This is a genomic window from Burkholderia sp. HI4860 (assembly GCF_002223045.2).
Taxonomy (GTDB): Bacteria; Pseudomonadota; Gammaproteobacteria; order Burkholderiales; family Burkholderiaceae; genus Burkholderia.
In genome coordinates this window covers 1,319,744-1,333,294 of sequence record NZ_NKFO02000003.1, presented here as the reverse complement: position 1 = coordinate 1,333,294, position 13,551 = coordinate 1,319,744, and the positions used below count along the sequence as shown (strand labels likewise).

The following is a 13,551-nucleotide window of genomic DNA, read 5'->3' as shown; positions in this document are numbered from 1 at the left end:
CAAGCCGGCTGCGGCGAGCACGGACGAAAAAAAACGCATGTGCAGCTTCGCACATGCGTTCGACCGCGGCTTGCGCCGCGTGCTGAGGTACCTGTTAGTGCGTGACGCGCGTGACGCCGCCGCTCGACAGCAGTCGCACGCGTTCGCCGGCGCGGAACGCTTCGCCGCTTGCAGCCTGCGTGATCGAGCGCAGATCGCCGTTGTCGAGGCGCACGGTGATTTCGACACCGTTCGCCGTGCTGAGGTTTTCGCCGACCGCGTTGCCCGCGACCGCGCCGACGAGGCCGCCGGCGATCGCGGTCAGGATCGACCCCTTGCCGCCGCCGATCGCGCTGCCTGCCACTGCGCCGAGCGCGCCGCCGCCGAGCGTGCCGATCGCGCTGCCGCCGCCGTCGGACTGGATGCGCACCGCGCGGACGCTTTCGACGGTGCCCATGCGGACCGTCTGTTCGCGCTGCGCCTGGCCGACGCTATAGACATCCGCCGAACCGGGTGCGGTGAAGCAACCGGTGAGCGTCAGCGAGGCCGTCAGCATGGCCGCGAGCGTGAGGGTCTTTTTCGTCAACATCTTTGCTCTCCCACAAAATTCATTTGAGACTGTAACCGAATGCAGTCTCGAAGCGTGCGTCGATTTCGGCGCGCGTCAGTACGTAAGTCTGGGGCCCCTGATGGGCGATCTTGATCGAGCCCATCAGGCTCGCGAGGCGGCCCGTGGTTGCCCAGTCGAGGCCATGCTCGATGCCGTACAGCAAGCCACCCCGGAAGGCATCGCCGCAGCCGGTCGGATCGGAGATCTGCTCGGCCGGCACGACAGGAATCTGCTCCGTGCCCTGTTTGTGGCGGATGGTCGCGCCGTGCTCGCCGCGCGTGATGACGAGGGCGTCGACCCGGCTGGCGATTTCATCTTCGGACCATCCCGTCTTGTCGCTCACCAGCTTGGCCTCGTAGTCGTTGACCGCTACAAAGGTCGCAAGTTCAATGCTGCGGCGCAGCGTCGCACCGTCGAACAGCGGCAGGCCCTGGCCCGGATCGAACACGAACGGCACGCCGGCCTTGGCGAGTTCTTCCACGTGCTGCACCATCCCGTCGAAGCCGTCGGGGCCGACGATCGCGAGCTTGATGCCCGGCGCGTCGCCCGCGTGGTTCAGGTGCGACTGCATCATCGCGCCCGGGTGGAACGCCGTGATCTGGTTGTTGTCGAGATCGGTCGTGATCATCGCCTGCGCGGTATACGTGTCGGGCAGCACGCGAACGTGGTCGCGGCGCAGGCCGAGCTGGTCGAGCCGGTCGAGATACGGCTGCGCGTCGAGCGCGCCGATCGTCCCCATGATGCGCGCATCGCCGCCGAGCAGGTGCAGCGCGTACGCGATGTTGCCCGCGCAGCCGCCGAATTCGCGGCGCATCGTCGGCACCAGGAAGCTCAGGTTGATGAGGTGCACCTGGTCGGGCAGGATGTGCTCGCGGAACCGCCCCTCGAAGGTCATGATGGAATCGTAGGCGATCGAGCCGCAAATCAACGTAGCCAAGGTGTGCGTTCCTGTAGAAATGAGGAGCCCTGCGCGACAACGCCGCGCGAAAGGCGCGGCGCGGCAGGGGAAAGCGAAAGAAAGCTTACTTCAGTGCGGCGAGCGCGGCATCGTAGTTCGGCTCGTCCTTGATTTCGCCGACGAGTTCGGCGTGGATTACCTTGTCCTGCGCGTCGAGCACGACGACCGCACGTGCGGTCAGGCCGTTCAGCGGGCCGCTCGTCACGTCGACGCCGTACGCGTTCGCGAACGCGCGGCCGGTGCGGAACGTCGAAGCCGTCACGACATTCTCGAGGCCTTCGGTCGTGCAGAAGCGCGTCGCAGCGAACGGCAGGTCGGCGGACACGACGACGACGACCGTGTTGTCGAGCGACGATGCGGCTTCATTGAACTTGCGGGTCGACGTCGCGCAGGTCGGCGTGTCGAGGCTCGGGACGATGTTCAGCACCTTGCGCTTGCCCGCGAAGCTGGCGAGCGACAGGTCGGCGAGGTCCTTGCCGACCAGCTTGAAATCGGCGGCTTGTGCGCCGACGGCCGGGAACGTGCCGGCGAGATCGATCGGGTTGCCACCCAGCGTAACTTTGCTCATGTTCGTGCTCCGAAATAGCGCGCCGCTCGGGCGCGCGGGTTGAGACGGGCGCGCAGGCGCGCGCCGCGGCGCGTCACGGATAGAAAATCTGGACGCGGAAATTCGAGGCGGGCGCACCGTTCGTTTCGACGCGGACGATCATCGTCTGCGTCGTGCCGGGCGGCAGCCCGGCGTCGATAGGCGTGCCCGGGCGCACGTAGTCGCGCGGCGCGAGTACGCGGCGCACGGTCACGTGGTTGGTGTCGTCGAGCAGCGTCAGCTCGAGCGACGGGTAGGCGAGTGCGACGCGGTAGCGGTTCGTCAGCGGCACCTTCAGCTCGAGCTCGCGCGGGCCGTCGAGCTGGCGCAGGTCGGTCGCGTCGAGCCGCAGGCCGTCGATCGCGCGCGGCGGCGCAACCGTGCAGCCGAGCGGCGCGCAGGCCTGCCGGAACCAGCCCTGCGTGACGGGCCAGTAGATCATCAGCGGTTCGCGCTGCCACCATGCGAGTTGCCCGACGAGCAGCACGGCGAGCACGGCAGCGACGAGGCCGCCGAAAAAGCCCCCGAGCATGCCGCGCCGCTGCGGCGCGCGGGTTTCCCGCGTGACGGCGAAATGCGGACGATCATCGTCGGTCAGCGCTGCGGGGAAGGGGGCGGCCGGCGCGTGGGTCGTGGCGGCGGGCGTCTCGTCGTGCCGGGCGGTGCCGGAGTCGGGCTCGGGCCCGGCTTCGGTGACGGCTGGCGCAGGCGTGACCGCAAAACGCGGTTCGCGCGGCCCGCGTTCGTCGTCCTGCACGGCGAAGTGCGCGGTTCCGACGGGTTCGGCGGCGTCGCGAGCGGTCTCTGCGTCCGACGGAAGGTGCGCGACGAAGCGGGGCTCACGCGGGTCGCGTTCGACGGGCGCGGCCGATGGTTCGGCATCCTGCGGCGTTTGCGTCTGCAGCGATTCGGCCGGTTGTTCGACGGCAGCGGAGGTGGGCAGCTCGGCCGGGGAGGGCGCGAACGGTGCGGGCGTACCCGACAGGTGCACGACGCCGGCTTCGATGGACGGAAGGGCAAGCGGGATCAGCGGCTCGGTGCGCACGGTCCGCACGTTGTGCTGCAGCGACGGGTCGACGCCGGCATCGAGCCACGGCGCCCACATGTCCCAGCCTTCGGGCTTGTAATCGGTGTCGGAAGGTGACCCGGCCGGCGCTTCGGCGGCGAACAGCCGAGGCGGGGCCGGATGACGCGCATCACCGTCATCCTGCGCGGCAGCCGGTTCGGTCAGGACCGGCTCGGGCTGCTGCGCGTGCTCGGGAACGAGCGACTCGGATGCGTTGAAGACTTCGTGGCAATGCCCGCAGCGCACGAGCCCTTGGTGCAGCGAGAGCTGTTCCTGCTGCAGCCGGAAGACGGTTTCGCAATGAGGGCAGCGCGTCGCAAGAAGCATGTCGAGCCGGGCGGCCTGCTGGCCAGAGTGAAGGACAGCGCTATTCTAATGGCTTTCGCGTCGGGTTCCGGCGAGGCATACCCAACCTTCGTGCTCACGCCAGACCGAGATGTCGACATAGCGTGCGTAGACGGCCGCCACTTCGTCCGCCTGGCGCGCGAGCACGCCCGACAGCGCGATGCGCCCGCCCGGCTTGACCTTCGATGCGAGCATCGACGCCATCAGCTTCAGCGGATTCGACAGGATGTTCGCGACGACGATGTCGAATTCACCGTCCGGGCACGCATCGGGCAGCCCGTACGTGACTTCCGCATGGTTGCGTTCGCTGTTCTGCCGCCCCGATTCGACCGCTTGCGGATCGATGTCGATGCCGATGACGGGGTTCGCCCCGCATTTCTTCGCGAGGATCGCGAGAATGCCCGAGCCGCAGCCGTAGTCGAGCACCGACTGGCCGGGCTGCACCGACTGCTCGAGCCATTCCATGCACAGGCGCGTGGTCGGGTGGCTGCCGGTGCCGAAGGCGAGGCCCGGATCGAGTTCGAGGATGAGCGCGTCGGGATCGGGCGCATCGTGCCACGACGGCACGACCCAGATCCGCTCGCCGATCGGGATCGGCTCGAACTGCGATTGCGTGAGACGCACCCAGTCCTGCTCTTCGACTTCGCGCACGGTGAATGCCGGCGTCTCGGCGACACCGATCTCGTTCGCGGCCGCCGCGAGCAGCACGGCCGGCTCATGGTCGGCCGCGAGCAGCGCGACCACGCGCGAGTGCTGCCACGCGGTGCGGTCGGGCACGAGGCCCGGCTCGCCGAAGAGCGGCTGTTCGTCGGGCGTGTCGGCGTCGGCATCTTCGACCGACACCGACAGCGCGCCGAGTTCGAGCAGCGCGTCGGACAGCGCCTCCGCATGCTCACGGGCCAGTTCGACGACGAGTTCGCGATAGCTCATGCTTACGCTTCTTCCGGTGCGACCTGCTGCTTCTGGGCGAGCCGGTTTTCGAGGTAATGGATGCTGGTGCCGCCTTCGACGAACTTCGAATCGATCATCAGCTCGCGGTGCAGCGGGATGTTGGTCTGGATGCCTTCGACGACCATTTCCGACAGCGCGATGCGCATCCGGCTGATCGCCTGCTCGCGCGTCGCGCCGTAGGTGATCAGCTTGCCGATCATCGAATCATAGTTCGGCGGCACGAAATAGCCATTGTAGGCGTGCGAATCGACGCGCACGCCGGGGCCGCCCGGCGTATGCCACGACGTGATCCGGCCCGGCGACGGCGTGAACTTGAACGGATCTTCCGCGTTGATCCGGCATTCGATCGCGTGCCCGCGGAACTGGATGTCGCGCTGGCGCAGCGTGAGCTTCTCGCCGGCCGCGATGCGGATCTGTTCCTGCACGATGTCGACGCCCGTGATCAGCTCCGATACCGGGTGCTCGACCTGCACGCGCGTGTTCATCTCGATGAAGTAGAACTCGCCGTTTTCGTACAGGAATTCGAACGTGCCCGCACCGAGGTAGCCCATCTTCTTGCAGGCGTCCGCGCAGCGGTCGCCGATGCGGTCGATCAGGCGGCGCGGAATGCCGGGTGCCGGCGCTTCCTCGATCACCTTCTGGTGGCGGCGCTGCATCGAGCAATCGCGCTCGCCGAGCCAGATCGCGTTCTTGTACGCGTCGGACAGCACCTGGATTTCGATGTGGCGCGGGTTCTCGAGGAACTTCTCCATGTACACCTGCGGGTTGCCGAACGCACGGCCGGCTTCCTCGCGGGTCATGTTGACCGCGTTGACGAGCGCGGCCTCGGTGTGCACGACGCGCATCCCGCGCCCGCCACCGCCGCCCGCCGCCTTGATGATGACCGGATAGCCGATCGCGCGCGCAATCTTGACGATCTCCTTCGGATCGTCCGGCAACGCGCCTTCCGAGCCCGGCACGCACGGCACGCCGGTCTTGATCATCGTCTGCTTCGCGGTGACCTTGTCACCCATCATGCGGATCGTTTCGGGGCGCGGGCCGATGAACGTGAAGCCCGACTGCTCGACACGTTCCGCGAAATCGGCGTTCTCCGACAGGAAGCCGTAGCCGGGGTGGATCGCCTCGGCATCGGTGACTTCCGCGGCGCTGATCAGCGCCGGCATGTTCAGGTAGCTCAGGTTCGACGGGGCCGGGCCGATACAGACGGCTTCGTCCGCGAGGCGCACGTACTTGGCTTCCTTGTCGGCTTCCGAGTAGACGACCACCGTCTTGACGCCGAGCTCACGGCACGCACGCTGGATGCGCAGCGCGATTTCACCGCGGTTGGCAATGAGGATTTTTTCAAACATAGCGAGTATTCGTCTCTTCGAGGGGCGCGCGAACGGCGCCTGGCGGGCATCGGCGGCGCGCGGCCCGCAGGCCGCGCGGCGGACTTAGCCGATCACGAAAAGCGGCTGGCCGTATTCGACGGCCTGGCCGTTCTCGACGAGGATTTCCTTGATCACGCCGGCTTTGTCCGACTCGATCTCGTTGAGCAGCTTCATCGCTTCGATGATGCAGATAGTCTGGCCTTCCTTGACCGTATCGCCCACCTGGACGAACGGGTCCGCGCCCGGCGACGGTGCGCGATAGAACGTGCCGACCATCGGCGACGTCACGACGTGGCCCTGCGGGACAGCCGGAGCGGCTGCGCCGCCTGCGGCCGGCGCGGCAGCGCCTTCGGTCGGCAGCACGGCCGACGGAGCGGGCGCGCTGACTTGCGGGGCATACCCAGCCGTCGGCTGCACGTAGACCGGGGGCGCGTTCTTGACGATGCGCACCTTGCCTTCGCCTTCCGTCACTTCCAGCTCGGAGATGCCGGATTCGGAAACGAGGTCGATCAGAGTTTTCAGCTTACGAAGATCCATCGGGAATTCCCCTTTCAATACGTGAAAGCGCCGGTTAGGGGCCGGCGCTGAATCTAGATCGCGAAATCAGCCGCGCGACGTGCCTTGCAGCTTGTCCAGCGCGTACTCGAGCGCGTACAGATAACCTTTCCAGCCGAGCCCGCAGATCACGCCTTCGGCCTGGTCGGAAAAGTAGGAGTGGTGCCTGAACGCTTCGCGGCGATGCACGTTCGACAAGTGAACCTCGACGAACGGGATGCCAACGCCGGCGATCGCGTCCCGGATCGCGACACTCGTGTGCGTGTACGCGGCCGGATTGATCAGGATGAAATCGGTCTGTTCCTCCCGCGCGGCCTGGATGCGGTCGACCAGCGCGCCTTCATGGTTGCTCTGGAACGACGACAGTTCGGCGCCGGCTTCCCGGGCACGCGCGGCAAGCGCCTGATCGATCTGTGCGAGCGTGACGCGGCCGTACACCTCCGGTTCCCGGGTGCCGAGAAGGTTCAGGTTAGGGCCGTGCAGCACCAGCAATCGTGTCATGGTCGCTTCTATTTCTGCGGAATTGCGCGAACTTTAGCGCTATTTAGAGAAATTTGTCTAGTTTTGCCGAACGGCCGAGCGCGCGCGACCTGCAAGAATTACCGGCGCGCATCCAAAGTGTCGGCGAATTCACGCGAAATTGCGGCGATCGACGGGCAAATTGCCGCCAACGTGCGGGCCGCTGTTCGGGCAGGTTACAGCGCGTCGAGCGTCTTTTTGAGCTCCGCCGGCTGGATTTGTCCCAATTTTGTCTCGCGGATCTTGCCGGTTTCGTCGATGACGACCGTAAACGGCAGTGCGCCGGCCGTATTTCCAAAATTGCGGGCCAGATCGGCGCCCGCATATCCGCTGACGAATACCGGGTAATCGACCTTCACCTTCTGCAGAAAGTTCTTCACGTTCTGTTCGGAATCGACGCCGATTCCGATGAAACGGATGCCCTTCTGCTTGTATTGGTGCGACAGCGCGACGAGCTCGGGCATCTCCTCGACGCACGGGCCGCACCATGACGCCCAGAAATTGACGACGACCTTCTGCCCCTTGAACGCGGACAACGTGGCCGGCTTGCCGTCGGTGCCCGTCAGCGACGCCGCCCACAACTGTTCGACGGGGCTGCCGTTCGCAGCAGGCGCGGCGACGGCGACACCGTCGTCGGCGGGGCCGCGGAACCAATGGCCGGCGGCGAGCCCGCCGGCAACGGCGGCGGCCGCGACCACCGCGAGCGCCAACATGCGTTTCATCATCATCGTTGAATCATTCCGGTTCGGAAGGGGTCTTGCCTGCTTCGACGAGCGCGCGCAGCGCAGCGGCATCGGCACGGGCGACCCGGCCGCGCGCGTCGGCCTTGACCGCACCGCGCAGGTCGTCGCTCGCATAGAGCGCGAGGTGGATGCCGATTGCATCGACGTCGCGCCGCGGGCGCCACAGGAAACTGAGCGTCTCGACGTCGGCGCGGCCCGCGAAGTGCCGCGTCTCGGAGACGTCGTACTGGACGTTCTGGTTCAGCAGGTAGATCGCGACGTCCTTCGGGTTGTCGGTGAATGCCTGCAAATGGATATCCGAATGCGCGTTCGCCGTGCCGTTCAGCACGGCGCCCGTCACATAAGGATGGAATTCGGCGAGCCGGCGCATCCAGTCGAGCGCGATTTCGCGCAGGCGGCGCAGTTCGTCCGGTTGCGTGTCGCTCTGGAACAGGGCCAGGTATTCGCGCAGTTCTTCCTCGATCTGGTCGTTATCCGGCAGCCATTCGCCGGCAACGCGCGTATCGCCCAGCAACTGGCGCGCGGCCTTGCGCTTTGCGCCGGCATAGTCCAGGCCGTCCTCCGCGATCAGGCGCGCGGCGGACTGGGCGATTTCCTCGCGGACGCGCCGCGGGTCGAGAAGGGTTTTACGAGACATGATCCGGCAATCATACTCGATCGCCGCAGGGCCCGAGCGCAGGTGCGGCGGCCTGCCGCCCGGCGTGCCGGCACCGTCCGCGCGCAGCGTTCGGGCCGCCGGGCACGGCAGGCCGTCAGTTACAATACTGTTCTTTGTGTCGCGGCAAAAGCCGTTGGCCGGTCGCCGGCCGCACGGCCTGTCCGCCGCGCCGCACACGCATCCTTTCCGAATCGACGGCGCCCGGCGGCGCGAAAGCATTCATCTATGCACATCCACATTCTTGGCATCTGCGGCACCTTCATGGGCGGTCTCGCCGTACTCGCGCGCGAGGCGGGCCACACGGTGACGGGCTGCGACGCGGGCGTCTATCCGCCGATGAGCACGCAGCTCGAGGCGCAGGGCATCACGCTGATCGAGGGCTACGGCGCCGAGCAGATCGACCTGAAGCCGGACCTGTTCGTGATCGGCAACGTCGTCACGCGCGGCAATCCGCTGATGGAGGCGATCCTGGATCGCGGCCTGCCGTACGTGTCGGGCCCGCAGTGGCTCGGCGAGCACGTGCTGGCCGGCAAGTGGGTGCTCGCGGTGGCGGGCACGCACGGCAAGACGACCACGTCGTCGATGCTCGCGTGGCTGCTGGAAGACGCGGGCCTGAATCCGGGCTTCCTGATCGGCGGCGTGCCGCTGAACTTCGGCGTGTCGGCGCGGCTCACCGATTCGAGCTTCTTCGTGATCGAGGCCGACGAATACGACACGGCGTTCTTCGACAAGCGCTCGAAGTTCGTCCACTACCGGCCGCGCACCGCGGTGCTGAACAATCTCGAATTCGATCACGCCGACATCTTCCCGGATCTCGCCGCGATCGAGACGCAATTCCACCATCTCGTGCGTACCGTGCCCGGTGTCGGCCGGATCGTCACGAACGGCCGCTCGGACGCGCTCGAGCGCGTGCTGGCGCGCGGCTGCTGGAGCGAGGTCGAGCGCTTCGGCGTCGACGGCGGCTGGCAGGCGCTGCCGGCCGAGGACGGCGTGCCGGTCGACGAGCGCTTCGCGGTGTATTCGCACGCGGAACGCGTCGGCGAAGTCGCGTGGCAGGTGCAGGGCGATCACAACCGGATGAACGCGCTCGCGGCGATCGCGGCCGCGCGCCACGTCGGCGTGCCGCCCGCGCAGGCGGCCGAATCCCTCGCGTCGTTCCGCAACGTGAAGCGCCGGATGGAAGTGCGCGGCAGCGTGGACGGCGTGACCGTCTACGACGACTTCGCGCACCATCCGACCGCGATCGACACCACGATCGCCGGCCTTCGTGCCCGCATCGGCCGTCAGAATGCCCGCATCCTCGCGGTGCTCGAGCCGCGCTCGAACACGATGAAGCTGGGCGTGATGAAGTCGCAATTGCCGGCGAGCCTGGCCGACGCCGATCTCATATTCGGCTACGGCGCGCCGACCGGGCGCGACGCGCTCGGCTGGAACCTGGCCGAAGCGCTGGCGCCGCTCGGCGAGAAGGCGCACGCATTCGACGATCTGCACCTGCTGGTGAAGTCCGTCGTCGCAGCCGCCCGCCCGGGCGACCACGTGCTCGTGATGAGCAATGGCGGCTTCGGCGGCGTGCACCAGAAACTGCTCGATGCGCTCGGGAGCCGCACGTGATCCTGTACCTGCACGGCTTCCGGTCGTCGCCGGAATCGCAGAAGTCGCGCCAGCTCGCTGCGCGCATGGCCGAACTCGGCCGGATTGACGAGTGGCGGTGCCCGTCACTGTCGGTGTCACCGCTCGAAGCGATTGCAGTCGCGGAAGCCGAGGTGGCCGGTGCGCGCGACGTGACCGTCATCGGCAGCTCGCTCGGCGGCTATTACGCGACGTGGCTGGCCGAAAAGCACGGCTGGAAGGCCGTGCTGCTGAATCCGGCCATCGTGCCGCAGCGCGATCTCGAGCAGCATCTGGGCGAACAGCCGCTGTATCACGGCGGCGGCACGATCGTCGTCGAGCGCCGTCACCTGCACGAGCTCGATGCGCTGCGCGTGCCGGCGATCACGCGTGCCGAACGCTACTATCTGTTCGCGGCGACCGGCGACGAAGTGCTCGATTACCGCGAGATGCTCGCGCATTACCCGGGCGCGAAGACGCGCGTGATCGAAGGCAGCGATCACGGGATCAGCGAATTTGCCGACTATGTCGACGACGTTCTCGCGTTTTGCGACGGAAAGACGTCTTAAAACCGGCCATGGGCCGATCGAATTCCCATCATCATGCGGCGCCGCCGATGCGGCGCCCGGCAGTCTGAACGAGAGTACTGAGTGAACGTTTTCTTCGAGGAATCGGGCAGTTTCAAGGCGGGCAGCGTGCTGTCGCGCCAGGGCGACGCGTTTCAGGTCGAGTTGCCCGGCGGGCGGCGGGCGAAGGTGCGCGCGAAAGACGTGCTGATCGAATTCGACAAGCCGGCCGCAAGCGAACTGATGCAGGAGGCCGACACGGCCGCGCAGCAGATCGATCTGGATTTCCTGTGGGAATGCGCGCCGGCCGACGAGTTTGCCTATACGGCGCTGGCCGCGGAATATTTCGGCGCGTCGTACGGCCCGGTCGAGCGCGCGGCGCTCGTGTTGCGCCTGCACGGTTCGCCCGTCTACTTCCGCCGCAAGGGGCGCGGCCAGTACCAGCGCGCGCCGGAAGAGCAGCTCAAGATGGCGCTCGCATCGCTCGAGCGCAAGCGCCAGCAGGCGCTCGTCCAGGTGCAGTACGAAGAGGAACTGAAGGCCGGCAAGCTGCCGGAGGCGTTCGCGGGCAAGGTGCTCGGGCTGCTGACGCGGCCGGACAAGAACTCGATCGAATACAAGGCGATGGAAGCGGCGGCCGGTGCGCGCGGCGTGTCGCCGGCGCGGTTGATGCTCGACTGCGGCGGTATCGCGTCGCCGCGTGCGCTGCACGAGGCGCGCTTCCTCGCGGAATTCTTCCCGCACGGCACGGGCTTCCCGGCCGTCACGGTCGGCCCGCTGCCGGACGACCTGCCGCGTGCGGACGTCCAGGCGTTCTCGATCGACGACATCACGACGACCGAAATCGACGACGCGTTCTCGGTCGAGCACCTGGCCGACGGCCGCGTGCGGATTGGCGTGCACATCGCGGCGCCGGCGCTCGGCATCGTGCGCGGCGACCCGGTCGACGCGATCGCGCGCACGCGCCTGTCGACCGTCTACATGCCGGGCGACAAGATCACGATGCTGCCGGACGACGTCGTCGACGTGTTCACGCTGAAGGAAGGCGATTATCGTCCGGCGCTGTCGCTGTACATCATCGTCAATCGCGAAACCCAGGAGATCGTCGCGAATGAAACGCGCGCCGAGCTCGTGTTCGTGAAGAGTAACCTGCGGCACAACCACCTCGACGAGCTCGTCAACGAAGAGACGCTCGCGGCCGGCACCGGCGAGTATCCGCACAAGGACGACATCGCCGTGCTGTGGCCGCTCGCACAGGCGCTGTTCGAGAAGCGCCAGGTCGCGCGCGCGGGCTACGGCCTGAAGCGCGAGGTGCAGCGCAACACCGATTACAACTTCTACGTCGACGGCGAGCACGTGTCGATCACGCCGCGCCGTCGCGGGTCGCCGCTCGACCTGATCGTGTCGGAGCTTGCGATCCTCGCGAACTCGACCTGGGGCGCCTTCCTGCACGACCACACGGTGCCGGGCATCTACCGCTCGCAGCGCGGCTTCGGCGCGCCGGGCCCGAAGCGCACGCGGATGCAGACGACCGCCGCGCCGCACGAAGGCCTCGGCGTGGCGCAGTACGCGTGGAGCACGTCGCCGCTGCGCCGCTACGTCGACCTCGTGAACCAGTGGCAACTGCTCGCATGCGTGCAGCATGGCGTCACCGCGAAGCTCGCCGCGCCGTTCAAGCCGAAGGACGCCGACCTGTACGCGGTCGTGCAGGGCTTCGACGACACCTACACGGCCTACGCCGACTACCAGCGCCGGATGGAGTATTTCTGGTGCCTGCGCTGGCTCGCGCAGGAACAGAAGAAGCAGGTCGTCGCGAGCGTCGTGAAGGGCGACCTCGTGCGCCTCGAGGAAATTCCGCTGCTGCTGCACGTGCCGGGGCTCGGCGTGCATGCGCGCGGCACGCGCGTGCTGCTCGACGTGATGGCGCTCGATGAGCTGACGATCGAGGCGTCGGTGCGGTTGCTGAACGTGCTCGACGCGCCGACCGTGACGAGCGGTGACGCGGCCGAGGAAGAGGATGACGCCGAAGGCGGCGACGACACGCTGATCGACACCGAAGACGCAACCGCCGAAACCGAAGCCGAAGCACTGGCGGAAGCGGATGGCGCGGCGGCCGGTGAAGGCGGCGAAGCCGCGAACGGTAACGCCGGCGAAGAGGGGCGCGCATCATGACCGCGGTTGCGTCGACGAGCGGCGCCGACCGCTATGTGGTGTTCGGCAACCCGGTGGCGCACAGCAAGTCGCCGTTCATCCACGCGCAATTCGCCGCGCAAACGGGCGAGCCGGTCGAATACACGCACCGGCTCGCGCCGCTCGACGGTTTCGACGCGGCCGTGCGCGCCTTCGTCGCCGAAGGCGGTCGCGGCGCGAACGTGACGGTGCCGTTCAAGCTCGAAGCGCATGCGCTCGCCGACACGCTGTCGCCGCGCGCGGCGGCGGCGGGTGCCGTGAATACGCTGCGCATCGACGCCGACGGCCGCATTCACGGCGACAACACCGACGGTGTCGGCCTCGTGCGCGACATCGAAGCGAATCTCGGCGTGTCGCTGGCGGGCGCACGCATCCTGCTGCTCGGCGCGGGTGGCGCGGCGCGCGGTGTCGTGCTGCCGCTGCTCGACCGCGCACCGCTGTCGATCGGAATCGTGAACCGCACCGCGAGCAAGGCCGAAGCGCTCGTCGGCCAGTTCATGCAGGCCGCGCACGATGCGGGCTGCACGCTCGCGGGCGGCGGCCCCGACGTCGTGCGCGCGGAGCCGTACGACGTGGTGATCAACGCGACGGCCGGCAGCCTCGATGCCGCGCTGCCGGAGTGCGATGCGGCCGCGTTCGGCGCGGGCACGCTCGCGTACGACATGATGTACGGCGCGCAGCCGACGGTGTTCATGCAGCATGCGGCGTCGCTCGGCGCGCGCACGGCCGACGGCCTCGGCATGCTCGTCGAGCAGGCGGCCGAATCGTTCTTCATCTGGCGCGGTGTGCGGCCGGACGGCGCGCCGGTGCTGGCCGCGCTGCGCCAGGCGCTCGCGGCGAGCTGAAC

At 67.5% G+C, this 13,551-nt stretch carries 14 protein-coding genes; 4 read left to right on the top strand and 10 right to left on the bottom strand.

What is annotated here, in order from left to right:
* Window positions 1-94: 94 nt before the first annotated feature.
* From CFB34_RS21465 to CFB34_RS21420, 10 genes are all read right to left on the bottom strand, one after another.
* Window positions 95-568 (bottom strand): glycine zipper 2TM domain-containing protein, encoded by a 474-nt coding sequence (locus CFB34_RS21465; protein ID WP_021161893.1) that lies wholly within the window; start codon window positions 566-568, stop codon window positions 95-97.
* Window positions 569-587: 19 nt separating this feature from the next.
* Window positions 588-1,526, bottom strand: a complete 939-nt coding sequence (locus CFB34_RS21460) for a carbohydrate kinase family protein (protein WP_089439186.1) — start codon at window positions 1,524-1,526, stop codon at window positions 588-590.
* Between the two features lie 85 nt (window positions 1,527-1,611).
* Window positions 1,612-2,115, bottom strand: coding sequence for a thiol peroxidase (tpx, locus tag CFB34_RS21455; protein WP_027783488.1), 504 nt, complete (start codon window positions 2,113-2,115; stop codon window positions 1,612-1,614).
* 73 nt (window positions 2,116-2,188) lie between these two features.
* Complete coding sequence (locus CFB34_RS21450; RefSeq protein WP_089439187.1) at window positions 2,189-3,526, bottom strand: zinc-ribbon and DUF3426 domain-containing protein; 1,338 nt, start codon at window positions 3,524-3,526, stop codon at window positions 2,189-2,191.
* 45 nt (window positions 3,527-3,571) lie between these two features.
* A complete protein-coding gene (gene prmA / locus CFB34_RS21445; RefSeq protein WP_089439188.1) occupies window positions 3,572-4,474 on the bottom strand; it encodes a 50S ribosomal protein L11 methyltransferase in 903 nt (300 codons plus the stop codon).
* Between the two features lie 2 nt (window positions 4,475-4,476).
* Window positions 4,477-5,844: an acetyl-CoA carboxylase biotin carboxylase subunit gene (gene accC / locus CFB34_RS21440; RefSeq protein WP_021161890.1), complete on the bottom strand. Its 1,368-nt coding sequence runs from the start codon at window positions 5,842-5,844 to the stop codon at window positions 4,477-4,479.
* 84 nt (window positions 5,845-5,928) lie between these two features.
* On the bottom strand, window positions 5,929-6,402 hold the full coding sequence (gene accB / locus CFB34_RS21435) for an acetyl-CoA carboxylase biotin carboxyl carrier protein (protein ID WP_089439189.1): 474 nt from the start codon (window positions 6,400-6,402) through the stop codon (window positions 5,929-5,931).
* Window positions 6,403-6,468: 66 nt separating this feature from the next.
* Complete coding sequence (gene aroQ, locus CFB34_RS21430; RefSeq protein WP_011350880.1) at window positions 6,469-6,921, bottom strand: type II 3-dehydroquinate dehydratase; 453 nt, start codon at window positions 6,919-6,921, stop codon at window positions 6,469-6,471.
* A gap of 194 nt (window positions 6,922-7,115) precedes the next feature.
* On the bottom strand, window positions 7,116-7,667 hold the full coding sequence (locus CFB34_RS21425; RefSeq protein ID WP_089439190.1) for a TlpA disulfide reductase family protein: 552 nt from the start codon (window positions 7,665-7,667) through the stop codon (window positions 7,116-7,118).
* Between the two features lie 7 nt (window positions 7,668-7,674).
* Window positions 7,675-8,319: a hypothetical protein gene (locus CFB34_RS21420; RefSeq protein WP_039353186.1), complete on the bottom strand. Its 645-nt coding sequence runs from the start codon at window positions 8,317-8,319 to the stop codon at window positions 7,675-7,677.
* A gap of 246 nt (window positions 8,320-8,565) precedes the next feature.
* Here CFB34_RS21420 and mpl point away from each other — a divergent pair, with 246 nt between their 5' ends.
* The 4 genes from mpl to aroE all read left to right on the top strand — a co-directional run bounded on the left by mpl (window position 8,566) and on the right by aroE (window position 13,549).
* Window positions 8,566-9,951 (top strand): UDP-N-acetylmuramate:L-alanyl-gamma-D-glutamyl-meso-diaminopimelate ligase, encoded by a 1,386-nt coding sequence (mpl, locus tag CFB34_RS21415; RefSeq protein WP_089439191.1) that lies wholly within the window; start codon window positions 8,566-8,568, stop codon window positions 9,949-9,951.
* Window positions 9,948-10,517: a YqiA/YcfP family alpha/beta fold hydrolase gene (locus CFB34_RS21410; RefSeq protein WP_089424450.1), complete on the top strand. Its 570-nt coding sequence runs from the start codon at window positions 9,948-9,950 to the stop codon at window positions 10,515-10,517. The genes mpl and CFB34_RS21410 overlap by 4 nt, the downstream gene beginning before the upstream one ends.
* Window positions 10,518-10,598: 81 nt before the next feature.
* On the top strand, window positions 10,599-12,686 hold the full coding sequence (locus tag CFB34_RS21405; RefSeq protein ID WP_089430583.1) for an RNB domain-containing ribonuclease: 2,088 nt from the start codon (window positions 10,599-10,601) through the stop codon (window positions 12,684-12,686).
* On the top strand, window positions 12,683-13,549 hold the full coding sequence (gene aroE / locus CFB34_RS21400; protein WP_089439192.1) for a shikimate dehydrogenase: 867 nt from the start codon (window positions 12,683-12,685) through the stop codon (window positions 13,547-13,549). Before CFB34_RS21405 ends, aroE begins: the two co-directional genes overlap by 4 nt.
* The last annotated feature ends 2 nt before the right edge of the window (window positions 13,550-13,551 follow it).

What these genes read in the sequence shown, in the direction of transcription:
- CFB34_RS21465 (WP_021161893.1), bottom strand. Translation starts at nt 568, where the DNA reads ATGTTGACGAAAAAGACCCTCACGCTCGCGGCCATGCTGACGGCCTCG.
- tpx (WP_027783488.1), bottom strand. Translation starts at nt 2,115, where the DNA reads ATGAGCAAAGTTACGCTGGGTGGCAACCCGATCGATCTCGCCGGCACG.
- CFB34_RS21450 (WP_089439187.1), bottom strand. Translation starts at nt 3,526, where the DNA reads ATGCTTCTTGCGACGCGCTGCCCTCATTGCGAAACCGTCTTCCGGCTG.
- prmA (WP_089439188.1), bottom strand. Translation starts at nt 4,474, where the DNA reads ATGAGCTATCGCGAACTCGTCGTCGAACTGGCCCGTGAGCATGCGGAG.
- accC (WP_021161890.1), bottom strand. Translation starts at nt 5,844, where the DNA reads ATGTTTGAAAAAATCCTCATTGCCAACCGCGGTGAAATCGCGCTGCGC.
- accB (WP_089439189.1), bottom strand. Translation starts at nt 6,402, where the DNA reads ATGGATCTTCGTAAGCTGAAAACTCTGATCGACCTCGTTTCCGAATCC.
- aroQ (WP_011350880.1), bottom strand. Translation starts at nt 6,921, where the DNA reads ATGACACGATTGCTGGTGCTGCACGGCCCTAACCTGAACCTTCTCGGC.
- CFB34_RS21425 (WP_089439190.1), bottom strand. Translation starts at nt 7,667, where the DNA reads ATGATGATGAAACGCATGTTGGCGCTCGCGGTGGTCGCGGCCGCCGCC.
- CFB34_RS21420 (WP_039353186.1), bottom strand. Translation starts at nt 8,319, where the DNA reads ATGTCTCGTAAAACCCTTCTCGACCCGCGGCGCGTCCGCGAGGAAATC.
- mpl (WP_089439191.1), top strand. Translation starts at nt 8,566, where the DNA reads ATGCACATCCACATTCTTGGCATCTGCGGCACCTTCATGGGCGGTCTC.
- aroE (WP_089439192.1), top strand. Translation starts at nt 12,683, where the DNA reads ATGACCGCGGTTGCGTCGACGAGCGGCGCCGACCGCTATGTGGTGTTC.